Annotated in this window: 18 protein-coding genes and 1 pseudogene; 13 read left to right on the top strand and 6 right to left on the bottom strand. The window is 63.1% G+C overall.

The features are described 5' to 3' along the window. Positions 1 to 83: 83 nt before the first annotated feature. From CSW57_RS12890 to CSW57_RS12925, 8 genes are all read left to right on the top strand, one after another. On the top strand, positions 84 to 953 hold the full coding sequence (locus tag CSW57_RS12890; RefSeq protein ID WP_223249225.1) for an SDR family oxidoreductase: 870 nt from the start codon (positions 84 to 86) through the stop codon (positions 951 to 953). A gap of 273 nt (positions 954 to 1,226) precedes the next feature. Continuing rightward, positions 1,227 to 2,483: an ABC transporter substrate-binding protein gene (locus tag CSW57_RS12895; RefSeq protein WP_099383088.1), complete on the top strand. Its 1,257-nt coding sequence runs from the start codon at positions 1,227 to 1,229 to the stop codon at positions 2,481 to 2,483. A gap of 25 nt (positions 2,484 to 2,508) precedes the next feature. Beyond that, a complete protein-coding gene (locus CSW57_RS12900) occupies positions 2,509 to 5,313 on the top strand; it encodes a branched-chain amino acid ABC transporter permease/ATP-binding protein (protein WP_099383089.1) in 2,805 nt (934 codons plus the stop codon). Further along, positions 5,310 to 6,038: an ABC transporter ATP-binding protein gene (locus CSW57_RS12905; RefSeq protein WP_099383090.1), complete on the top strand. Its 729-nt coding sequence runs from the start codon at positions 5,310 to 5,312 to the stop codon at positions 6,036 to 6,038. Before CSW57_RS12900 ends, CSW57_RS12905 begins: the two co-directional genes overlap by 4 nt. A gap of 265 nt (positions 6,039 to 6,303) precedes the next feature. After that, positions 6,304 to 7,092, top strand: a complete 789-nt coding sequence (locus CSW57_RS12910) for a 2-keto-4-pentenoate hydratase (RefSeq protein WP_099383091.1) — start codon at positions 6,304 to 6,306, stop codon at positions 7,090 to 7,092. Positions 7,093 to 7,129: 37 nt separating this feature from the next. Beyond that, a complete protein-coding gene (locus tag CSW57_RS12915) occupies positions 7,130 to 8,035 on the top strand; it encodes an acetaldehyde dehydrogenase (acetylating) (protein ID WP_099383092.1) in 906 nt (301 codons plus the stop codon). Beyond that, entirely contained in the window at positions 8,032 to 9,126 is a 1,095-nt protein-coding gene (gene dmpG / locus CSW57_RS12920; RefSeq protein ID WP_099383093.1) for a 4-hydroxy-2-oxovalerate aldolase, read from the top strand. Before CSW57_RS12915 ends, dmpG begins: the two co-directional genes overlap by 4 nt. Before the next feature lie 138 nt (positions 9,127 to 9,264). Next, positions 9,265 to 10,731, top strand: coding sequence for an FAD-dependent oxidoreductase (locus CSW57_RS12925; RefSeq protein ID WP_099383094.1), 1,467 nt, complete (start codon positions 9,265 to 9,267; stop codon positions 10,729 to 10,731). A gap of 167 nt (positions 10,732 to 10,898) precedes the next feature. Here the strand turns inward: CSW57_RS12925 and CSW57_RS12930 are convergent, their stop codons facing one another. The 4 genes from CSW57_RS12930 to CSW57_RS12945 form a co-directional block, all read right to left on the bottom strand. Continuing rightward, positions 10,899 to 11,459, bottom strand: coding sequence for a nuclear transport factor 2 family protein (locus CSW57_RS12930; RefSeq protein ID WP_099383095.1), 561 nt, complete (start codon positions 11,457 to 11,459; stop codon positions 10,899 to 10,901). Then, complete coding sequence (locus CSW57_RS12935; protein WP_099383096.1) at positions 11,456 to 12,349, bottom strand: LLM class F420-dependent oxidoreductase; 894 nt, start codon at positions 12,347 to 12,349, stop codon at positions 11,456 to 11,458. The genes CSW57_RS12930 and CSW57_RS12935 overlap by 4 nt, the downstream gene beginning before the upstream one ends. A gap of 3 nt (positions 12,350 to 12,352) precedes the next feature. Beyond that, on the bottom strand, positions 12,353 to 13,207 hold the full coding sequence (locus CSW57_RS12940) for an SDR family NAD(P)-dependent oxidoreductase (protein WP_099383097.1): 855 nt from the start codon (positions 13,205 to 13,207) through the stop codon (positions 12,353 to 12,355). An 84-nt stretch (positions 13,208 to 13,291) separates the two neighbouring features. Then, positions 13,292 to 14,074, bottom strand: a complete 783-nt coding sequence (locus CSW57_RS12945) for a hypothetical protein (protein ID WP_223249226.1) — start codon at positions 14,072 to 14,074, stop codon at positions 13,292 to 13,294. A 639-nt stretch (positions 14,075 to 14,713) separates the two neighbouring features. Here CSW57_RS12945 and CSW57_RS12950 point away from each other — a divergent pair. The 5 genes from CSW57_RS12950 (at position 14,714) to CSW57_RS12970 (ending at position 20,788) form a co-directional block, all read left to right on the top strand. Then, positions 14,714 to 15,448, top strand: a complete 735-nt coding sequence (locus CSW57_RS12950; protein WP_099383099.1) for a nitroreductase — start codon at positions 14,714 to 14,716, stop codon at positions 15,446 to 15,448. Further along, positions 15,448 to 16,212, top strand: coding sequence for an enoyl-CoA hydratase-related protein (locus CSW57_RS12955; RefSeq protein WP_099383381.1), 765 nt, complete (start codon positions 15,448 to 15,450; stop codon positions 16,210 to 16,212). The genes CSW57_RS12950 and CSW57_RS12955 overlap by 1 nt, the downstream gene beginning before the upstream one ends. Before the next feature lie 576 nt (positions 16,213 to 16,788). Next, positions 16,789 to 17,295 carry a TetR/AcrR family transcriptional regulator gene (locus tag CSW57_RS12960; RefSeq protein ID WP_223249227.1) on the top strand — a complete coding sequence of 169 codons (507 nt, stop codon included), beginning with the start codon at positions 16,789 to 16,791 and terminating at the stop codon, positions 17,293 to 17,295. Between the two features lie 94 nt (positions 17,296 to 17,389). After that, complete coding sequence (locus tag CSW57_RS12965) at positions 17,390 to 18,385, top strand: NAD-dependent epimerase/dehydratase family protein (protein WP_099383101.1); 996 nt, start codon at positions 17,390 to 17,392, stop codon at positions 18,383 to 18,385. Between the two features lie 924 nt (positions 18,386 to 19,309). After that, the gene (locus tag CSW57_RS12970) at positions 19,310 to 20,788 is read left to right on the top strand and encodes a flavin-containing monooxygenase (protein WP_099383382.1); all 1,479 of its coding nucleotides are present in this window, start codon (positions 19,310 to 19,312) and stop codon (positions 20,786 to 20,788) included. A gap of 68 nt (positions 20,789 to 20,856) precedes the next feature. Here CSW57_RS12970 and CSW57_RS24845 read toward each other — a convergent pair. Both CSW57_RS24845 and CSW57_RS12975 read right to left on the bottom strand, forming a co-directional pair. Then, positions 20,857 to 21,165 (bottom strand): annotated as a pseudogene (locus CSW57_RS24845) (CoA transferase); the annotation flags it as partial. 15 nt (positions 21,166 to 21,180) lie between these two features. After that, complete coding sequence (locus tag CSW57_RS12975) at positions 21,181 to 22,326, bottom strand: acyl-CoA dehydrogenase family protein (RefSeq protein ID WP_099383102.1); 1,146 nt, start codon at positions 22,324 to 22,326, stop codon at positions 21,181 to 21,183. Positions 22,327 to 22,329 lie beyond the last annotated feature (3 nt).

Raw genomic sequence — 22,329 nt, forward strand, 5'->3', positions numbered from 1 at the left:
ATCCCGAGCTGACCATTTTTGTCATAATGTGTCAAATATCAGCGCGGCGTGATCCTTCGCCGACGAGGCAGAGGAGGACAGCGGTGAGAGAACGAGCGGCGAGTTGCTATGTGGTGACCGGATCAGCTTCGGGCATGGGTCGCGCCGTCGCGGAAAAACTTCGCGCGCAGGGTAACTCGGTGATCGGGGTGGATGTCCTCGACGCCGACGTGATCGCGGATCTGTCGACTGCGGAAGGACGACGAACCGCGGTCCGAGATGTCCTCGAGGCTTCCGGAGGAAAGCTCGACGGGGTGGTACTCGCCGCGGGCCTGGGTCCGACGCCCGGCAAGGAGCGGCTCCGTCTGATCGCCGAGGTCAACTACCTCGGCGTCGTGGAACTGCTCGAAGGCTGGCGGTCCGCGTTGGCCGCCGCAGACGAGGCGAAGGTCGTGGTGTTCTCGAGCAACTCGACCACGACCGTCCCCGCAGTGCCCTCGCGTACCCTCGCGGCGTTCGCAGAGCGCGACATCGACAAGGTGTGCAAATCGGTGCGGGTCTTCGGCAAACAGGGCGCGACGATCGTCTACGCCGGTTCCAAGATCGCCGTGAGCCATTGGGTGCGCCGCACGGCCATCACCCGTGAGTGGGCGGGGGCCGGCATTCGGCTGAATGCATTGGCGCCCGGCGCGATCTTGACTCCGCTGCTTGAGAAGCAGCTGGCGACGCCAGCCGAGGCGAAGGCCATCCGGAGCTTCCCTGTGCCGATCGGCGGATTCGGCGACGCCGGTCATCTCGCCGATTGGGTGCTGTTCATGTTGTCCGACTCGGCGCGGTTCCTATGCGGGAGTGTGCTTTTCGTAGACGGCGGCTCGGACGCGTACTTCCGTGCGGAGGACTGGCCGCGATCGGTACCAATCCGGCGGATGTTCGGCTACATCCGTCTGTTCCGCGGGTTCACCCCCTACCACTGACTCCGCAGGTCGTTCGTTCGGCTCATCGACAGCCCCGGTCCGTCCACATGGACCGGGGCAGATTTTGCTGCAGGTCAGAGAGTCGTCGGAGGTGCTCACCGGAGCGCACGACGAATCTCCCGGTCACCGGGAACTGCAGTCTCCTCATCGGTACCGCGTGGACACATAATTCATTGCTTGCACCCGGAGGGTGATGCGAATCACGCGGGGGAGCCGATGTGTTGGATGTCCTATCCGGCGCGCGCGCCTCGCAGTCTGTGAAGGAGTACCAGCATGAAACTCGGTGGACTGACTCGCCATCGGCGAGCCGTGGCCGGTCTGAGCGCGCTCGCCCTTGTGAGCGTCGTCGCCCTGACGGCTTGCGGCAGTGATGATTCCTCGAGCAGCGGCGCGCCGTCGGCAGCTACGACGTCACTGCCCGCCGACCCGGCCGACGGGCCGCCTGTCAAGATTGGATTCATCTCCGCCGAGGGCGGTGCCGCGGTGTCGTTGCCCGAGTACCGTCAGGGCGCGGAAGCGGCCGTCCAGTACGTCAACGAGAACGGCGGCGGTCTGGCCGGGCACTCGGTCGAACTGATCGTCTGCAAGCAGCAAGAAGAGCCTACCTCGGCCACCAAGTGCGCCAACGAGCTTGTCGAGCAGGGTGTCGCCGCAGTGCTCTCGTCCGGTACGTCCATGGGGCAGGTGATCGTCCCCATCATCTCCGGCGCGAAGATCCCGTACGTGACACTCAACGCCGTTTCCGCAGCAGAGCTGACCTCGCCGGGTGTCTCGGCACTGTCAGCCGGGCTTCCCGGATCGCTCACCACGACGGCGACCGCCGCGAAAAGTGAAGGTCTGAAGAAGGTCACCATCTTCGCCAGCGACGGTGGCGGAACCGGCGCCGTGATCAGTCAGATGGGCGGTCCAATCTTCGAGGCGATGGATATCGACCTGAACGTCGTGCCGATCCCGCTGGGCGTGCCGGACCCGACTCCGATGGTCTCGGCGGGTCTGTCGGAGAAGCCGGACGGAATCAGTGTGGTGGCGGACGCGGCCACCTGCGCGGCGGTTTTGAAGTCGGTCCAGACCCAGAACCCAACAGTGAAGAAGATCCTCATCCCGACGTGCCTTGACCCTAATGTCACCAACGTCGTCGGCATCGACGCGGTCAAGGGCAATCTCGGTATCACCGCGACCGACTACCTCTCCGACGATCCGGATTCGGTTCTCTATCGCAGCGTGATGGGTCAGTACGCACCTGACCTCTCGATCACTGGCCCCGGATCCTCGGGCTACCAGGTCGTCCTCGGACTGGTGCGCGCGACGAACGACATTCAGGGTGACGTCAACGCGGCCTCGATCGCCGAGGCGCTGAAGACGAGCCAGAACGTCGAGATGCCCGCAGGCGGCGGAATCACCTTCACTTGCAACGGGACTGCCTTTCCGCAGATGCCGGCCCTGTGCTCGAGCCAGATGCTCTACGGAATGATCAACGATCAGGGTGTCCCGGTCGACCTGAAGACCGCCGGACAGAAACCGGCCGCGTAAGCGTTCCGGCACAGAAGGAAACGACATGACTGACCATCTCTCCTATCTCGTACTCGGCCTCGGCAATGGCGCGGTGTACGCGGCCATCGGGCTCGCGCTTGTGATGACCTTCAAGAGCTCCGGCGTCGTGAACTTCGCGACCGGCGCGGTCGCCTTGTACACCGCGTACACCTACGTCTTGCTGAGGACGGGGGAGCTGATGGTCCCGATTCCGGGACTCCCCAAGTCGATTCACCTCGGTGGACCGCTTGGGGTGGTCCCGGCCATGGCGATCGCGCTCGTCATCGCAGCGGTTCTCGGCGTGCTCTGCTACGCGCTGATCTTTCGACCCATGCGCAATGCCTCGGTCGTGGCCAAGGCGGTAGCGTCGATCGGGCTGATGATCGTCCTTCAGGCGGTCATCGCACAGCGCGTCGGCACCCAGATCCCGCTGGTGGAACCGATCTTCCCGATGAAGACCATCCCGATCGGCGATAGTGTCGCGCCGACCGACCGCCTGTGGCTCGCGGGTTGCGTCGTCGGTCTCGCGATCGTCACAACCCTGGCCTTCCGGTACACCCGGTTCGGCGTCGCGACCGAGGCGGCGGCCGAATCGGAGAAGGGCGCCTACCTGACCGGGTTGTCGCCGGACAAAATCGCGTTCAGCAACTGGGCGCTGTCCTCGGTGCTGGCGGGTCTCGGCGGCATCCTCATCGCCCCGCTGGTCTCGCTGAATCCGGTCGCCTACACGATGTTCATCGTGCCTGCGCTCGCTGCGACGCTCGTCGGCAACTTCTCGTCCATCTGGCTCACCGTGATCGCCGGCATTGCGATCGGCGCACTGCAGTCCGAGGCGACGAACCTGCAGAACACATTCGATTGGCTCCCGAAAACTGGTCTCTCCGAAGCAATTCCGCTAATCCTCATCCTCGGTTTCCTGGTGGTGAAGGGGAGGCCGCTACCTGATCGCGGTGCGGTCGTGCGCCAGGCCCTGGGCCGCGCGCCGCGTCCGGAGCGAATCCTGCTCCCGGCGCTGGTGTCGATCGCGATCGCCATCATCGCCCTCATGGTGACCACCGGCAGCTACCGAGCGGCCGTGATTACCAGCATCATCTTTGCCGTCGTCGCGCTGTCCCAGGTAGTCGTGACCGGTTACGCCGGTCAGGTGTCGCTGGCCCAGCTGACCCTCGCCGGTGTGGGTGCCTACTCCCTCTCGGTCCTCAACACCCATCTAGGCATCCCGTTCCCGTTCGCCCCGATCATCGCAGCGGTCGTCGCCACCGTGCTCGGTGTCGTCGTCGGTCTGCCCGCCCTGCGTGTCCGAGGCCTACCCCTGACCGTCGTGACGCTCGCGCTCGCAGTGTTCCTGGAGGCGTTCTGGTTCCGGAATCCCTCGCTGAACGGCGGGGTCACCGGCGCGCCCATCGACATCCCGCGGATTTTCGGGATCGATCTCGGGATCGGCGCAGGCGAGAACTATCCACGCCTCGCGTTCGGCCTCCTGTGCCTGATTGTGCTCGTCGTCGTCGGACTCGGTGTGGCCTGGCTCCGACGCAGCACCCTGGGAACCGACATGCTGGCCGTCCGCGCGAACGAGCGGTCGGCCGCGGCCACCGGCATCAATGTGTCGCGAACCAAGCTGGCCGCCTTCGGAATTGGCGCATTCATCGCGGGCCTCGGCGGTTCGTTGCTCGGCTACCAACAGACCCTTGCGACCGCCGAGTCCTTCACGGTCTTCCTGGGTATCAGCCTGTTCGCCGTCATGTACATAGCCGGAATCACCTCCATCACCGGCGGAATACTTGCCGGCATCATGGCGCCCGGTGGTCTGCTCTACATCGTCCTCGACCGTGCGGCGGATCTCGGGGAGTACTACACGCTCATCAGTGGCATTCTGCTGATCGTCTCCGTGATGGCGAACCCGGACGGAATCGCGAGCAGACTGCCGCACATCCCGTGGCCTACGCTGCCCGCCATGCGACGGCGCGCCTCTACTCAAGCGCCATCCGATTCCGGTGTGGACAGCGCTGCACACATTGCACCGGCAATCGATCGCACGACCCCGTTACTGGCCGTCGACCGCATCGGTGTCCGTTATGGAGCCGTCGTCGCTGCCGAGGATGTGTCATTCGGGGTGTACCGAGGGGAGATCGTCGGGTTGATCGGACCCAACGGTGCCGGCAAGACGACGGTGATTGATGCGGTCACCGGTTTTGCACCTTCTACCGGTACGGTCACGCTCGACGGTCGCGTGATCAGCGCGCTGCGTCCACACGTCCGCAGCCGTACCGGACTGGGCCGTAGCTTCCAAGACGTCGAACTCTACGACGACCTGTCGGTGGCCGAGAACGTGACGGTGGGGGCGAGCCGCTCGCGTTCGGACATGCCAGTGGAACGGCGTGTCGCGCAGGTACTGGAGATGGTCGGACTCGACGCGATGGCCGATGCGGAGGTGGCGACCCTGTCGCAGGGCCGACGGCAACTCGTGTCGGTGGCGCGCGTACTCGCGGCCTCACCCGTGGTCGCACTCCTGGACGAACCGGCAGCCGGGTTGGATTCCACCGAAAGCCAGTGGCTCGGCGAGAGACTGCGCATGGCCCGCGACTCCGGCACTTCGATCCTCATGGTCGATCACGACATGGACCTCGTGCTCTCGATCTGCGACCGGGTTGTCGTGCTCGATCTGGGCAGAGTCATCGCTACCGGAACCCCTGAGCAAATCCGCAACAACGACGCAGTCATCCGTGCCTACCTGGGGATGCCTGGCGGTGCAGTCGATCTCGAGCACAAGGCCATCCCGGAACTCCACCCGCCCGGCCAGCCCAGCAGCACTCAGGAGGTCCTGTCATGAGCGCACTGCACACTCGCGAACTGACGACCGGGTACACCAAGCAACGGCCCTGCGTGCGGGACATCGACCTGACCGTCGAACCCGGCGAGATCCGCTGCCTCCTCGGGCCGAACGGTGCCGGGAAGACTACGCTGCTCCTGGCCCTGGCTGGGATACTCCCGCGGTTCGGCGGAACGGTCGAGGTAAACGGCGTCTCGGTCGGCAGTGGACGTCCCCGCGATGCTGTGCGGGCCGGAATGGTCCTGGTGCCCGACGACCGCGCGCTCTTCCGGCAGCTGTCGACAGTGCAGAACTTGAGGCTGGCCGTACCCGGGCGCGGTCGCCGCGCTGCGGCAGTCGACCAGGTCATCGAGTACTTCCCCTCGCTGGAGAAGCGACTCAAGGTCGACGCGGGCAGGCTGTCCGGCGGCGAGCAGCAGATGCTCGCCATCGGCCGTGCCATCGTGCAGCAACCGAAGGTCCTGCTCATCGACGAGCTCAGCATGGGTCTCGCCCCGGTGATCGTGGGCGAGATTCTGGAGGTCTTGAAACGTCTCGCCGCGGACAGCGGAATGTCGGTCGTCCTTGTCGAGCAGCATGTCCATCTGGCCCTGAACGTTGCGGACAAGGCTGCCGTGCTGGTGCACGGGAACATCGTCATCGACGACTCGGCGACCGCGCTCAAGGCAGAGCCGGCACGAATCGAGCGTGCCTACATGGGTACAGAAGAAGCGGTGAAGATCTAGCGCGACTGGTGACCTGCCGTCGGCCCCGGCGTCCGTTCCCGGACCCGGGGCCGCGGCGGCTCGGGGGCCGAAACGTCGCGACTCCTCCCGCTGAGTGGATTGGTCCAACGCCGGTCGCGGTGTGGGGTGATGAAATCACGGTGAAGTGCCAATGCCGTCGTGGCGCAGGCACTCACTCCACAATAAGAAGTGTTTCAAAATCGTGTCCGGCGCTCCGCACGGGCGGCACGGTCGAGCGTGCACGGACAACCGAGAGTGAGGCGACATGGGGGTTGAGCAGGGGATTCGCGAGCAGATTGCGGCTGATCTGGCGCAGGCGGAGGCGTCGGCGACCGCGATCGACCGGCCCTCTGACGCGCACCCCGACCTAGATGTGGTCGACGCGTACGAAATCCAGCTGATCAACATCGGCAAGCGACTCGATGCCGGGGCAAAGGTCGCCGGGCACAAGGTCGGCCTGGCGTCCGAGGCCATGCAGAAGATGATGGGTGTCGACGAACCGGACTACGGTCATCTCCTCGACGACATGCAGTACTTCGAGCACACCCCGATCGACGCGAATAAGCTCTGCTTACCGCGCGTCGAGGTCGAGGTCGGCTTCATCCTGGGCGAGGACCTGCCGGGTGGGGGCTGCACCTATGAAGATGTGATCGCAGCGGTGGCGTGGGTGGTGCCCTCGATCGAGTTGATCGACTCGCGGATCAAGGACTGGAAGATCACACTGTGCGACACGATCGCCGACAACGCGTCGTCATGTGGATGGGTTCTGGGTCAGCAGCGCATTCCGCTCTCCGAGATCGACACCGGTGACATCGAGGCGACGCTCTTGCGCAACGGAGAGATCGTCGCCAAGGGCAATTCATCTGCGGTACTAGGGCATCCGTTGAATGCGGTGAGTTGGCTCGCGCGCAAGGTCGAGGGTTTCGGGGTGCGCCTGCGCAAGGGTGACGTGATTCTCCCGGGCACCGCGACGCGGGCCATCGACATCTCGCCGGGCGATCACTTCGTGGCCGACTTCGCCGGCCTGGGCAGTGTCACCCTCGACTTCACCTAAACACCAACAACCTTCAAACGAGTATGAGGAGGAACCCGTGGCAGCCAAGCTGACCGCAGCGATTATCGGGTCAGGCAACATCGGCACCGACCTGATGTACAAGCTGGAGCGCTCCGAGGTTATCGAGCCGCATTGGATGGTCGGCATCGATGCCACCTCCGAGGGTATGAAACGCGCGGCCGATCATGGCTTGATCACGATGAGCGGCGGCGCCGACGAGCTGCTGGCGTCGTCTGAGCGCCCGGACCTGATCTTCGAGGCGACCTCGGCCTACGTGCACCGCGAGTATGCGCCGAAGTACGAGGAAGCGGGCATCATCGCCATCGATCTCACCCCGGCTGCCGTCGGCCCCGCGGTGGTTCCGCCGGCCAACCTCCGCGAGCATCTGGAGGCGCCCAACACCAACATGATCACGTGCGGCGGGCAGGCGACCATTCCGATGGTGCACGCCGTGAGTTCGGTTGTGCCCGTGCCGTATGCCGAGATCGTGGCGTCGGTGGCATCGATGTCGGCCGGCCCCGGTACCCGCGCGAACATCGACGAGTTCACTGCGACGACCTCGGCGGGTGTCGAGACGATCGGCGGCGCGAAGCGCGGCAAGGCGATCATCATCCTGAATCCGGCCGATCCGCCGATGATCATGCGTGACACCATCTTCTGCGCCATTCCCGAGGATGCAGACACCGATGCGATCGCCGAATCGATTCACCGGCGCGAGAAAGAGATTCAGGCCTACGTGCCAGGGTATCGGTTGTTGCAGGACCCCCAGTTCGACCCGCCGAGCGTGCTGAACGGTGGGCACGCCCGGGTATCGATATTCGTCGAGGTCGAAGGTGCGGGGGACTTCCTCCCGCCCTACGCAGGAAATCTGGACATCATGACCGCTGCCGCCACCAAGGTCGGCGAAGAGATTGCCAAGATGAGATTGGGAGTCCCCGCATGAGCACCAATGTGGTTGTAACACCGCGCAACCCGGAGCTGATGGCGAACGCGCGCAGGTACTCTGACACTCTTGACATCCGCATCACTGACTCGTCGCTGCGGGACGGCAGCCATCACAAGCGCCACCAGTTCACCGAGGACGAGGTGCGGGCGATCGTCGGCGCGCTCGACCAGGCCGGTGTGCCGGTGATCGAGGTGGCACATGGTGACGGTCTGGGCGGCTCGTCGTTCAACTACGGGTTCTCCAAAACTCCTGAGCAGCAGCTCATCGCGGCGGCGGCCGCCACCGCCAAGCGCGCCAAGATCGCCTTCTTGATGCTGCCAGGTCTGGGGACCAAGGACGACATCCGCGCAGCCCAGGACAACGGAGCCCAGATTTGTCGCATAGCTACACACTGCACCGAGGCCGATGTGTCCATCCAGCATTTTGGGCTTGCGCGGGATCTGGGTCTGGAGACCGTCGGGTTTCTCATGATGAGCCACAGCCAGCCGCCAGAGGTCATCGCCAAGCAGGCGCGCATCATGGTCAATGCCGGGTGTCAGTGCGTATACGTCGTCGATTCTGCCGGTGCGCTGGTTCTCGAAGACGTGACCGTACGGGTGGAGGCACTGGTGGCCGAACTCGGCAATGACGCGCAGGTCGGGTTCCACGGGCACGAGAACCTCGACATCGCGATTGCCAATTCGGTCAACGCTATTCGTGCCGGCGCCCAGCAGATCGACGGCTCAATTCGACGATTCGGGGCGGGCGCGGGCAACACACCCACCGAGGCTTTCGTGGGCGTGTGCGACAAGCTCGGCATCACAACCGGCGTCGATTTCATGAAGATCGCCGACGCGGCTCAGGACGTCGTCCGTCCCGCGATGCCCTCGGAGTGCCTGGTGGATCGTTCGGCGATGATGATGGGCTACGCGGGCTGTTACAGCTCTTTTCTAAAGCACGCCGAGGGCCACGCCGAACGCTACGGCGTCTCGACGGCGCAGATCCTGCTCGAGGCCGGCAGCCGCAAACTCGTCGGCGGGCAGGAGGACCAGCTCATCGACATCGCCCTTGAACTCAGGAAGAAGAAGGACGCGAACGCCGGCTGTTAAAAGGCATACGGCCCGGTCGTCGTCGAAACGGTTCGCATGCAAGGCAGGGCGACCGAAGCCTTCCCGATGACCGGAAAGACCCATGGGCAATTCCGACAGGGTGATTTTGAATGACCCGATATCTTCGAGGAGGAAACAATGGCGGACCTGACGTTGATGCCCGTGTCGGAATCTGACATCAACTGGTCACATGAGGCCGATGTCGTCGTGGCCGGACTCGGCGTTGCCGGGGCCACGGCCGCGATCGAAGCGGCCCGCGCGGGCGCTGATGTCGTGGCTCTTGAACGGCTTGGTGGTGGTGGTGGTGCCGCGGCGATGTCCGGCGGGTTCATCTATTTGGGCGGCGGTACTTCTTTGCAGCGGGCATTGGGGTTCGACGACACGGCCGAGAACATGAAGGCATTCATGAAAACCGCGCTGGGGCCCGGCGTGGACGAGGCAAAGATCGATGCATATTGCGACGAGAGCGTCGATCACTACGACTGGCTCGTGGAGGCGGGAGTCGTGTTCGATGAGTCATTTTGGGGTGAACCTGGTTGGGAACCGCCTCATGGTGAAGGGTTGATGTACTCCGGCGGCGAGAACTCGGCCCCGTTCAACACCATCATCCCCCCGGCACCGCGAGGCCACCTTCCACGGCGCGCCTCGGACGCAAACGGCGAGCAAGCCGGCGGCTACATGCTTATGAAGCCGTTGCTCGACCTCGTTGAGAGGCTGGGCGTACGAACGATGTATGACAATCGCGTGCAGTCCCTTGTCGTCGATGCAAACGGCCGAGTGGTCGGAGTCCTCGCACGTAGTTATGGAATCGACACGGCTATCCGCGCGCGACGTGGCGTGGTGCTCGCGACGGGCAGTTTCGCCTACGACAACACGATGCTCCGGGATCACGCCCCGCACATCGAAGGCCGCCCCGCGGCCTCGATCGAAAGTCACGACGGGCGTGCGATATTGATGAGTCAGGCACTCGGCGCCGCGACGGCGCACATGAATGCCACAGAAGTGGCGATCTTCTGCGATCCACAACTGATGGCGCGCGGAATCCTCGTGAACGGCCGGGGACAGCGCTATGTCAACGAGGACACCTATGCCGGCCGGATCGCGCAAGAAACCTTGTTACGCCAGGGTGGTGACGCGTTCTTGGTCATCGACGAGTCGTCCTACGAGGAGGCGCTGACCACCGACTCGTCCACCAAAGCGATGAGAGCGACTCCGAAGTGGGTGTGCGAAAGCGTGTCCGAGCTCGAGGCGGAGATCGGGCTGCCCGCCGGGGCGCTCGTGTCGACGGTCGAGCTGTTCAGTAGGTTCGCTGAGCAGCGAACGGATCCGTTGTTCGGCAAGAAGCCTGAATGGCTGCGGCCGATCGCTGGGGCCGTGGCCGCGTACGACCTCCGCGGCCTCGTGGGTGGCTTCACGCTCGGAGGACTGAAGACGTCCGTCGACTCGGAGGTGCTGCACGTATCGGGTGCACCGATACCGGGTCTGTACGCGGCGGGGCGCTGTACTTCAGGGGTGTGTGCGGGCGGGTACGCCAGCGGCGCCAGTCTGGGCGACGGAAGCTTCTTCGGGCGGCGAGCGGGAGTGAGCGCCGCTGCCGGTGCGTGAGCCCAATCCGATGGACGACGGGCGAGCCCGTCAGCAGTTCTCGGAGTGCGGGCAGACACGCGGCGGCTGCCGGGAGTAAAGGGGTGGATTCGGGTTCGGCAATACCGCCCTAGCGTGCGGACTCTGTGGAGTGACGCGTTCTATATTTCGATCGGGGGATTGCCTCCTCATGCTGGTTCGACGGCGCTCGATCCTGCAGGCGAGGTTGCCGCGGTCGGCGATGAGGTCGTCGGTCTTGTCGCCGGCGCCCCCCGCGTTCCCGCTTTGAGCAGCTCGTGCGCCGCGGGATTCCCGTCGAGCGCACGGCTCGTTCGCCGGGACACCTTCCAACCCTCGTCGGTGCGGACGAACCGCCAGTGGTGCGCAGTCACTCTGTGGACCTGAAACTCGTTGTCTCTCGACAGGATCAACTGTGAGTAGCTGACCGCCGTTGCCTCGTCGCCTTGCACGGTCACGTGGACGGGTCCTTGGAAATGCGCACAGCCACCAGCGATGAAGCCCTGATGAGTGCGCGAACCCACCATCGCAATGATGTCGTCGCGCCCCTCCATGTACAGTCCGTCGACGTCGTAGACACCGTCTGGAATCCACAATGCGGCCACGGCCTCGGCATCGCCGCTGTCGACGAAAGGGCCGTAGGAGGCCACCAATCGACCGATCTCGCGTTCGTCCTCCAGAAGGCAAAGCCTCGCCTCCAACGCCGACACCCGGTCCTCAGACGTCCTCACGAAAACGCACCTCCACTTGTGTTCGATCGTTCAGGGGGCACCGACAGATCGGTTAGTTCCCCTAGGGTTGTCAACTGTTCGATGTAATGGTCGGCCGAGGACGCCGCGATGGTGACTCCGACTATGGTGGCGCCTGCGGCCGCAGTCGCCACCACCTCGGCACGTGCGTGGTCCGGGTCGCCGGCTGGGTTCAGCGGGCCAGTCGGGAGGATCACCTCGAAATCCTCCGGCAGAGTCACTGAATCCAGCATCTGTCGCAACCGCTCGCGACCCAGACCGAACGGTACCCACCCATCGCCCAACTCTGCAGCGCGACGCAGCGACCTCACGCTACGACCACCGACCCAGATCGGGACATCTGCTTGCACTGCATGGGGTTCGACCAGCATCCCCCCGAAGCGATAGTGGGTCCCTTCATACCGCGGTTCGGATTGCGACATCGCGACCTTGACGGCACGAAGCGCATCGTCGGCGAGTTCACCGCGACCACTGAACTCGGCACCGAGAAGGTCGAACTCCTCACGGAGCGACCCGACTCCGACACCAAGCGTCACTCGGCCACCGCTGATGGCATCGAGAGTGCCATACCGCTTCGCGATCTCCAGCGGATGGTGGTAGCCCAACACCAGCACTTGCGTCATGAGCCTTATACGACGCGTTCGTGCGGCGAGGAAGCCGAATGTGGATAACGGGTCCCAGTAAGTCCCGCCACGCGTGGCCGCCACCTGGGTTGGCACGGCCACGTGCTCGCTGCAGCTCATGTACTCGAAGCCGAGTTCGTCGGCCGCCGCGGCGATGTCGGCGAACTCAGCGATCCCGGCCGACGCTTCCCATTCCCCGGCGACCCCGGGTAGTCGGGTGACGATCGGGCTTGTGACTCCGATCCGCACCGCTCAGCCCCTCGTCCGAACGGGATCCTCACCGGTATTCGCCTTCTGCGGGAACAATTTCAGCATCCGCTCGTGCTGCTTGAGAATCAGCCCTCGACGGTCGAGCCCGCTGATCTCCTCAACACGGGCTGCGTTGCTGCCAGCAACCCATACCGGACCGTCCGCGAGGTGAGTTAGCCCCTCGCGCGCGACATCGTCGGGCTCACTCACGTTCATCGCACCGCTGAGATTCATCCCGGCGCGCTCCATCGCCGGAGTTCGGGTGACTCCGAGCACGAGTTCGAGTACATCGACGCCATGGTCTCGCAACTCTAGCCAGAGCGACTCGGCGAAGACTCGGCCAAATGCTTTGACGGCACCGTAGATCGACAGATGTTTGCCGCCCAGATAGCCGCTCATCGAGCCGACCAAGAGCAGACCACCACTCCCTCGTGCACGCATCTTCGCACCGAAGTGATGGACCAGTGTCAGCTGTGCCGTGACGTTCAGGTCGATGACATTCTGGAAGCGGCTCAGGTCCCCCTCGACGAAGTCGCTCCCATAACTGTTCGCGCCCGCGTTGTAGACGAGCATGCCGACATCCAAATCCTCTGTGACGGCGAGTATCTGGCTGACCGAACCGGGGTCGGTCAGGTCGAGAGAGAGTGTGCGCACCTCGACTCCGCGTGCCCCCACCGCGGCAGCGGTCTCCTGCAAGGGCCCGGGTTTACGGGCGACCAGGACGAGGTTGATCCCGGCATCTGCCAGTTGATGAGCGAATGAGGCGCCCACTCCCTCGGACCCACCTGCGATCACCGCCCATGGTCCGTACTTGCTCCGATCGACGAGATTTGGCCCGTCAGTTATGGTACCGGTCATTGTTTAGCGCCTTCCCTTTTCATGTACTGCAGTTGCTTCTTCTGTCGTTGCCGCCTACGGGCACCGAGCGGCAGGCTCGATTGGTCACCAGTCGAGGAAAGGCACGATGGTGCGTAGCGACATGCTTGCCAGCGTCCGGACTCCCGAGCCAGGCTGGCCGTATCCGCGCCGCGCATCAAATGCGCTGTGAGACTGAGTTATTCGATCTGTCGTCGACTTCAGGCCATCGTCGATGTAGACGAGCCGAATCCGCATCGAACCCGCCGGATCCGCCGAAATGGCCCGTGGACGCATCGTGACGCTCTGATGATGACTGAAGCTGAAGGTCCATACACCGGCCACGCCGGTGAGACCGAGCAGTTCCGGTATCAAGGTGCGATCCTCATTTGCATGGTGCTCATGAGCCACCGCCCCTCGCGCGTCGTCGAACCGGGTGAGGGTGAGATGGACACCCCGGTTCGGACGGTAGGGCAGCACCTCGGCCGACACGAGTGCAGAGGCGGACGCATATCCCTTGATGGGCCGAAAGAAGCCCAGGAGCGGTCGTTCGACCCCGGGGATCAATGGACCTCGACCCCATTCAAACGAGTCGGCGCCGAGTTGGTTCCATTCTCGAATCGACTGTGCCGCAGGGTCATTGAACCAGTACATCGCCACGTAGTCGATCGCACCGATTTCGGACGCTGCCGGGGACACGTCGTCCTGTGCCGCGGTGTGGCACCATCGATCGCCCCATGCGACCCCGGGGAGTGCGAGGTTCTCCGGACGATGGTCCATCAAATGCCATCTGTTGTAGTTCCGGTGGTCGTTGGGAGTGCTGTGCGCAAGCGTCACGAAAGAAAAGAACGCCATTGGGTGCCGCGCCATCGTGTCCCTTTCTACCCATCGTCCCGGAAGCAGTGTTCGCTTTACCAGCGACTGTCGGCCAGTGAGGTCCATCACGTTAGCCGCACTCTGCGCTTCCCCGATTGAAGCGTCCACGTGAATGGGAAGACGTACCGGCGTCTGCCGGTGCGCTAACTTTTTTTGGCGCGGCATCCGCTGGTTCGCGGCGGACGCCCTTGAGAGATCACGCCGAGGTGCGCTGGCACATAGTCAGATACTTGTTCGGCGTCAAATTAATACAAACCGCCCGCGGAATCGGCTATCGACTGGCCGCCAATGGCTAAAGAATGATTGCCATCCCACCTCTTCACTCGTAGCTAGCGTATGCGCCCCAATTACGATGCTGACGATCGACGCTTCTTCTGATATGTCGGTGAAATTGAGTGGTGAGGGTGTAGCCGGTCACCGCTGCCATCTTGAATATGCCTTCGGCCGGAAGGTGGACGTGTGTCTTGCCAGCAAGCTAGACGCGTGTTTACATCTATGGTGGCGCCGCGCTGGACCGGAGTCTCTAGCTCTTTCCAGCATGCGTCGCGATGCCGTCCATGCCCGCGGGGTTTTGTCGCAGACGTCCTTCCCGCCGCCCTGTAATCGAAACATCCTCTGCCCGAGAGGCATACCATGACCAAGTCTGATTCACCTCCCGTCCCTAGCGAACGACGATCGGCACAACTTCCGGAAGACGCGGCGCAGACCTTAGAACACCTCCTTGCCGCCAGGGTCAGCTACCGTGCGTTTAGAGCTGAGCCTGTGCCGGAAGAAACCATTCGGAAGATTCTGACGACCGCCCAGCTCACAGCGTCATGGTGCAATAGTCAGTCATGGAAGGTTGCCATCACACGCGGGATGGGGACCGACCGGCTGCGCAACGCGCTGCACTCCGCGGCGATCAGCGGCACCACCGAGAAACCGGACTTCCCGTTCCCGCGAGAGTACAGAGGCGTGCACCGAGAAAGGCGCCGCGAAAGCGGGTTCCAGCTTTACAACGCACTCGGCATTGAGAGAGCCGACAGAGCGCGCCAGCAGGAGCAAGCACTGCAGAACTTCAACTTTTTCGGCGCTCCCCACGTCGCCTTCATCCACACCGACGAAGCCCTCGGCGCGTACGGCGCGGTCGACTGCGGTGGCTACGTGAGCAACTTTCTCACCGTCGCTGCGTCACACGGAATCGGCACCGTCGCCCAGGCAGCACTCGCGATGTACCCGACCGTCGTCCGGCGCGAGCTCGATCTAAGTGAAGACAGGTCGATCGTGTGTGGAATCTCGTTCGGCTACCCCGACCTGGACCACCCTGTCAATTCTTACCGCACCCGTCGGGCTTCTGACGACGAGGTCGTTGACTGGATCGACCAGTGATGAACATCGAAGCACCGCGGGTGCTCATTGAACGTCACGGGCGGGTACTACTCATCCAAATGAACAGGTCGGCTAAGCGGAATGCCATAGACGCGAAGATGACCGCCGCACTCGATGCCGCACTCAACGAGCTTGACGATGACCGTGACCTGTGGTGTGGGGTCATCAGCGGTGGCGCCCACACCTTCTGCGCCGGAACAGACCTCATCGAAGGTCCCGGCGAACCAACCGTCCGCGGTGGTCAATACGGCGTCGTTGGGCGGCACCGCACGAAACCGCTCGTCTCGGCAGTGGAGGGGTTCGCCTACGGGGGCGGCTTCGAAATGGCCCTGGCCACGGACATCGTGATTGCGGCGAGGTCGGCCCAATTCGGGTTGCCCGAAGTCACTCACGGCGTCGTCGCAAACGCCGGCGCACTGTTTCGCGCCCCCCGTGCGCTTCCGCCAAACATCGCCAAGCAGATGCTCCTGACCGGTCACCCCATAAGCAGCGCCAGGGCGTACGACCTCGGCTTGGTCAACGACATCGTTACTGATGGCACCGCCCAATCAGCTGCGCTTGAACTAGCGACCCAGATCGCCTCCAACGCGCCGCTGGCAGTTCAGGCAACCCTGCGCGCCGTCGACGACATCCTCCGCCGCGACGATCCTCGCGGGTGGAGATTGACCGCCGAAGCTGAAGCAAAGATCCTGTCTTCAAGCGACTTCCGCGAGGGCATCGAAGCATTTAGTGAGCGCCGCGCAGCGCGTTGGATAAACCGGTAGATTCCGGCGTACCCTACGAGCCGCCATTCATGTGAAAGCGCGGCAGCGAGGACCAGTTCGACAAGCTCGCGACGCCTGATCCCTGGAAGGTCCGACGATGAGTTTAGACCCCGCTCCGGGGTGCGCAGGTGTAATAGCCCGGTTCGCCGCTGTTCTACCGGCCGCGATTAGGAGCCCGGCACCGGAACTCATCCGAAGCACAGGGTGCTCAGTCGATGCCGTACTGCGACCAGCACTCGCCGGGAGCCACCAGACCTCTCAAAGCCGCGGCCGGACCCCTTGTTAGACGTGGGCAGTTGAAATGCTGTGCCTCGCTACTCGCCGATTGCCCCCTCGCCTGTCGCGTTAAGTACTCGCAGCACCGCTGAGTTGACGAATGCCTTGACGCGTCAACACCGCGCCGTTCGTCCGTTGCCCCCGCGGAATAAGAGCCAATATTCGAAGGATCCGCTCGTTCGACACCTGTCTACTGGCGGCCGTATCGACGTAGAGTCTGTTTGCGTGTCGGAATCTGTGCGTCCAGTCCAAGGTACGCGACGGCGACTAACCGGGAAGCGGGCAGAAACGGTCCGTAAGTTGTCGGAGGCCGCGGCAGGTCTATTGGTCGAAATCGGCTATCCGGGGTTGACCGTGCAGGCCGTCGCCGAACGTGCCGGAGTTACCCGCGCGACGGCCTACATCTACTTCTCGTCCAAAGACCACCTGATCGCCGAGCTGTACTGGCGCGAGTTCTCAGACCCGGAAGATCCCATCGTGGCCCAGGGGACACCGGCCGAACGCGTGGTCGTGACCATGCGACAGGCGGCGCTGACCCTCGCCGAGCGACCGGCCGTTGCTCGGGCTGCTTATCATGCGCTGCTAAGCAACGATGTCGAAGTCCGGGACATCAGGATGCAGCTCGCCGCGGAAATGCGCCGCCGAATCGCCAACGCGCTTGGTCCGAACACGGACGACACGCTCGTAGAGCTGCTTGATCTCGTCTACACCGGCGCGGTCATGCGAGCTGGCACGGGACACGTGTCTTACGAGAAGGTCGCCGCGCTGCTTGAGACTGCGGCGGCACGCGTCATAGCGGGGAGCTGAACTCCACCAAATCGGAAAAGAGTTGACACTCGTATAGACACTTGTCTACTTTTCGATCACATGGGTAATCGCATCCAGGAAGAGGTCGAGCGACATGGTGAATCGAAAGCTCGTGATTGGAGCCAGCGGGTTTTTGGGCTCCCACGTCACTCGCACGCTCGTCGAGCGCGGGGAGCAGGTCCGGGCCATGGTGCGGTCATCGAGTTCACTACGAGCTCTCGAGGACCTCGACGTCGAGTATTTTGTTGGGGACATCAGCGACACCGAGTCGATCCGTACTGCCATGAGTGATTGCGACACCGTCTTCTATTGCGTGGTCGACGCCCGTCCATGGTTGCGCGATCCGCGCCCATTGTTCCGCACCAACGTCGAGAATTTGCGCACCGTGCTGGAAGTCGCCAGCAAGGCATCACTAAAACGGTTTGTGTACACGAGTTCCATTGCGACACTGCCAATCTCTTCAAGTCTCGTCGATGAGGGCCACGGTCCCCACAATTGGCTACCCAAAGCTGGAGAATACGTGCGATCCCGCGTGGCAGGGGAGGAACTCGTCCTCGAATACGCACGCACGCGGCAACTCCCCGCCGTGGCAATGTGTGTGGCCAACACTTATGGGGCCGGCGACTTCCTGCCCACCCCGCACGGAAGCTTCGTTGCCGCAGCGGCCCGCGGCAAGATGCCCGTCTACTTCCACGGGACCGGGGCTGAGGTCGTCGGGGTCCGAGACGCGGCTGCGGCGATGGTCCTGGCCGGCGAGCGTGGGCGGATCGGCGAACGCTACATCATCTCGGCCGGATTCCGGAACACCCGTGACATCCTGAACACCGCAGCCGAAACCACTGGTGCACCACCACCAAAGTATCCGTTTCCTCGCCAAGCTTTGGGCATCATTGGCTTGTTCGGCGAGATAGTTGCGGCCATCAGAGGCCGCGATTCACAGATGACGCGCACCACCATGCGCCTGATGCACATCATGACGCCACTGGACAACCGCAAGGCGAGGCGCGAACTCGACTGGCATCCCCGACCGCCCGAAGACGCGATTCGTGAGGCGGCACACTTTTTTTGCCGACGCCCGCGAAACCTCTGACGCACCGCGGGCGCGGGTCCCATCATTAAAGTTTGCGCTCAAGACCCCGGTCTCTGTTCGGGCAGCATTGGTTGACGTGCAGGCTTCGTCGGCGATGGCGGTAGCGAAGTCTTCGGCAGTCGGTAGGGGCCGGTGGGCCCCTTGGGGCCCGACCCCGGCCGTAATGACAGCTGGTCAGTCTCGCCTGAACGCCTGCGCCAGAGATCGATCCGCGCTCCGTTGTTTCACTGTTGACGGATTGCGTTGCGCTGCAAACTATTACGTCGAGTATGTACCGTATGCCGGGCAATCTCGATCGGGCTTCGGTCCGTCCGTAAGTTCGACGACATGCTTGAGGGCGCGCCTGGGCGTGCCGCGCTAACTCCTTTTTGGCGCGGACTGAGGCAGTCACCATCGCTTACGGCTCGTCCCCGTTTCCGGGTGCGGTGGTTACTGCTGGCGTGGGCAGGCACGAGGACCGACAGCAGGCATAGTGAGTGAATTTCTTTTGCGAGTGGGTAGCTCGTCTCCGGGGGAGAGTTTTGCGCTGAATCCACGAGCGCGGGTCGGATCTGTCCACCCTTGACCATCGGCGAACGCCTGACGGTCCCTGGTGTAGGCAACGGGTTGTGCAACAGCAGATTTCATGCTTGCGACCGAGGCGATCGCGCGACCACCTCACCAGCGACCATCTTCGGCAACCACCGCTGCCGTACTCTTCGGGGACCGAGGCCGAGCTCTCCCGCCTGATGTCAGAGTCACGATCGACGTGACATCCGCGAGTGTAACACTGGACAATGGCAGTAATGTGGAACCTCTACGTCTGATGACGCACGACAAGCCCGAGTCGCGCGACGTTCCGATGCCGGATCGGTGGGGGGCGAGTGTGTTCCCGACCAAGCACCACGTACCTGAAAATGAGAGGCCTGAATCGTGCCCGACACTCTGCGTCCGCACTACGAGATCGTCATTGTCGGCGGTGGTTTTTCCGGTTTGGGGACCGCGATCGCACTCAAGGAGGCCGGTTTTCACGACCTGCTCATCGTCGACGACGCCGATGGTCCCGGCGGCACCTGGCAGTGGAACACCTACCCAGGTGTGGCGGTCGACATCCCGTCGTTCAGCTACCAGTTTTCCTTCGCTCAGCGATCGAGCTGGTCACGTAGCTACGCACCTGGCCGTGAGCTGCGTACGTACGCCGAGCAGATCGTCGACGAATACAACCTCACACCCCACCTGCAGTTCTCCACCCGCGTGAACAAGGCCACGTTCGACGCGCAGTCCGCACACTGGTTGATCTCGACCAGTGGGGGAGATGTCAACGCACGCTGGCTGATTCACGCCGGTGGACCGCTGAGCCAGCCAAAACTGCCCGACATCGACGGCATCGACACCTTCGAGGGCGCGACGATGCACACAAGCCGATGGGACCACGAGGTGTCCGTGGCGGGTAAACGGGTCGGGATCATCGGCACCGGAGCGACGGCCGTGCAGGTGATCCCTGAGATCGCAACCGAAGTCGAGCATTTGACGGTCTTTCAACGCACCCCCATCTGGTGTCTACCGAAACCGGACTTCCCCCTCGGTCGCCTCGGACGCGCAGGTCTGAAGAAAGTGCCCGGAGTCAGGCAGGGCGCCCGCCTGGCGAGCCAGGCGTTCGTCGAGGCGACCTTCCCGGTGCTGGCGCACTTTCATCGATGGATTCCCGGCACCGCCGCCCTCGAAGTTGCCGCCCGCAAGTATGTCGCCATGCAGGTCGACGATCCGACCACACGGAGCAAGCTCACGCCGACCTACGCCCTCGGGTGCAAACGGCCGAGCTTCCACAATTCGTATCTGTCAACCTTCAACCGCGACAACGTCGCCCTGGAAACCACGTCGATCGAGGCGATCACCCCGAACGGGATCCGGACAACCGACGGCGCCGAACACGAACTCGACGTACTCATCCTGGCCACGGGTTTCAAGGTCACCGACAAGGATGCGCTACCGACCTATCAGCTCACCTCGGACGACGGCACCGACTTGGCCGAGCACTGGGACGCCGAGCGATTCCATTCCTACCAGGGCGTCACGACGGCGGGCTTCCCGAACTTCTTCACCGTCTTTGGCCCATACGGCTACAACGGCGCCTCATTCTTCACGCTGGTCGAAAACAGTGCGGCCCACATCGTGCGGGTACTCGACGAAGCTCGCCGCCGCCACGCCACGTCGGCCGAGGTGACCGCGGCGGCGCAGGAGAAGTACATGACCTCGATACTGGCGCGCCGCCCCCTGCAGGTGTTCACCGATCCGACCTGCGCGGGCGCAAATAGCTACTACTTCACCAAGAACGGTGATGTGCCCTTCCGGGCCTCGACCACACTCGAAGCAGCCTGGCAGAGCCGGCGGTTCTCCCTTGCCGACTACACCTTCGCCGAGTAGTACAGCTGCTCGGTGGTGCGTGTGTCTGGGACGTTTGTTTGCGCAGGCTGGAAATCACACTTCGCCTCTTAGGTCCTCCAGTCGACCATGGAGGCTTCCGGCTCGTGCCCAGTCGGAGGCGGTGGTGTTGGGTACTCGAGGGTGTTCTGCTGAACCAGGGTGCGGGTGAGGGTTGCCATTGTGATTGGACTTCGATGAAGGTTTTTGCGGGCTTTGAGGTGTGGGTGGCGTCGCGCGTCTGTAAGTGACAGCACGGGCGCCACACACGCATCTGTGCCTTCAAAGATCTCGGTCCATTCGTTTTGTGAGCGCGTGACGAACTGGTCTGAAATCTGCTTCTTCAGTCTTGGCCACTGTGTCGGATCATCGCGGTCTGCGAAGTCTGGGTTGCTTCAGACTGCGAGGTCGCGCCCGATGATTTCTTTCATGATCTCGTTCGAGCCGGCCCAGATCTTGGTCACTCGCGCATCCATCCATGCGCGGGCAACCCTGTACTCGCGCATGTAGCCGTAACCACCGTGAAGCTGCACGCAGTGATCGAGAACGTCGTTCTGGACATGTGCCGACCACCACTTCGCTTTGGCGGCGTCGACAGCGCTCAGTCCGGACTGGGCGTGCTCCACGACCGCAGCGTCGACGTATGCCTGGACAACCTCGATCTTGGTGACCAGCTCGGCAAGAAGGAACTTGTTGTGTTGGAAAGATCCGATTGTCTGCCCGAAAGCCTTTCTGTCTCGGGCGTATTCAATAGTCTCGGCGAGAATTTGCTTGGCGTGGGCGACGTTTGCGACGGCCGTGCCGATTCGTTCCTGCGGTAGTCGTGTCATCATGGCGGCGAACCCAGTTCCGGGTTCGCCGAGCAAAGCTGATGCCGGTAGGCGCACGTGATCGAAGAAGAGCTCGGCGGTGTCGGCCTCTGGTTGGCCCACCTTGTCTAGTTTGCGTCCGCGTTCGAAGCCGGGGAGCGAGGTGTCGACCAGGAACAGGCTGATCCCTTTCGACCGCTGCTCGGGATCAGTTCGTGCGGCTACGACCACCAGATCGGCGGAGTAGCCGTTTGTGATGAACGTCTTCGAGCCAGTGAGTATCCAGTCCGATCCGTCTCGAACTGCGGATGTCTTCAGGTTTGCGAGGTCCGAGCCGCCTGACGGTTCGGTCATGCCGATGGCGGTGACGACGTCGCCGCCGGCGATTTGCGGCAACCACTCTTGTTTCATCTGTTCCGTTGCCAGATCGACAATGTAGGGCGTGACGATGTCGAAGTGAATGCTGAAGCTCGATACCAGCGCCATGCTGACAGCTGCCAACTCTTCGGTTGCAACCGCGTTGAACCTGTAGTCGTTGGCCTGGCTGCCGCCGTAGCTGTCCGGGATCTCGAGGCCGAGGATGCCCTGCTTGCCGGCCTCACGCCACACCTCGCGGTCGATGAGCCGGTTCTCGGCGTATGTGTCGACGTTCGGTGCAACCTTTCGACTCAGGAAGTCGCGCACAGATTGTCGGAAATCTTCGTGATCTGGTGTGAAAGCCGATCTCTTCATGCC

It is taken from the genome of Williamsia muralis, assembly GCF_002735905.1.
Taxonomy (GTDB): Bacteria; Actinomycetota; Actinomycetes; order Mycobacteriales; family Mycobacteriaceae; genus Williamsia; species Williamsia muralis_A.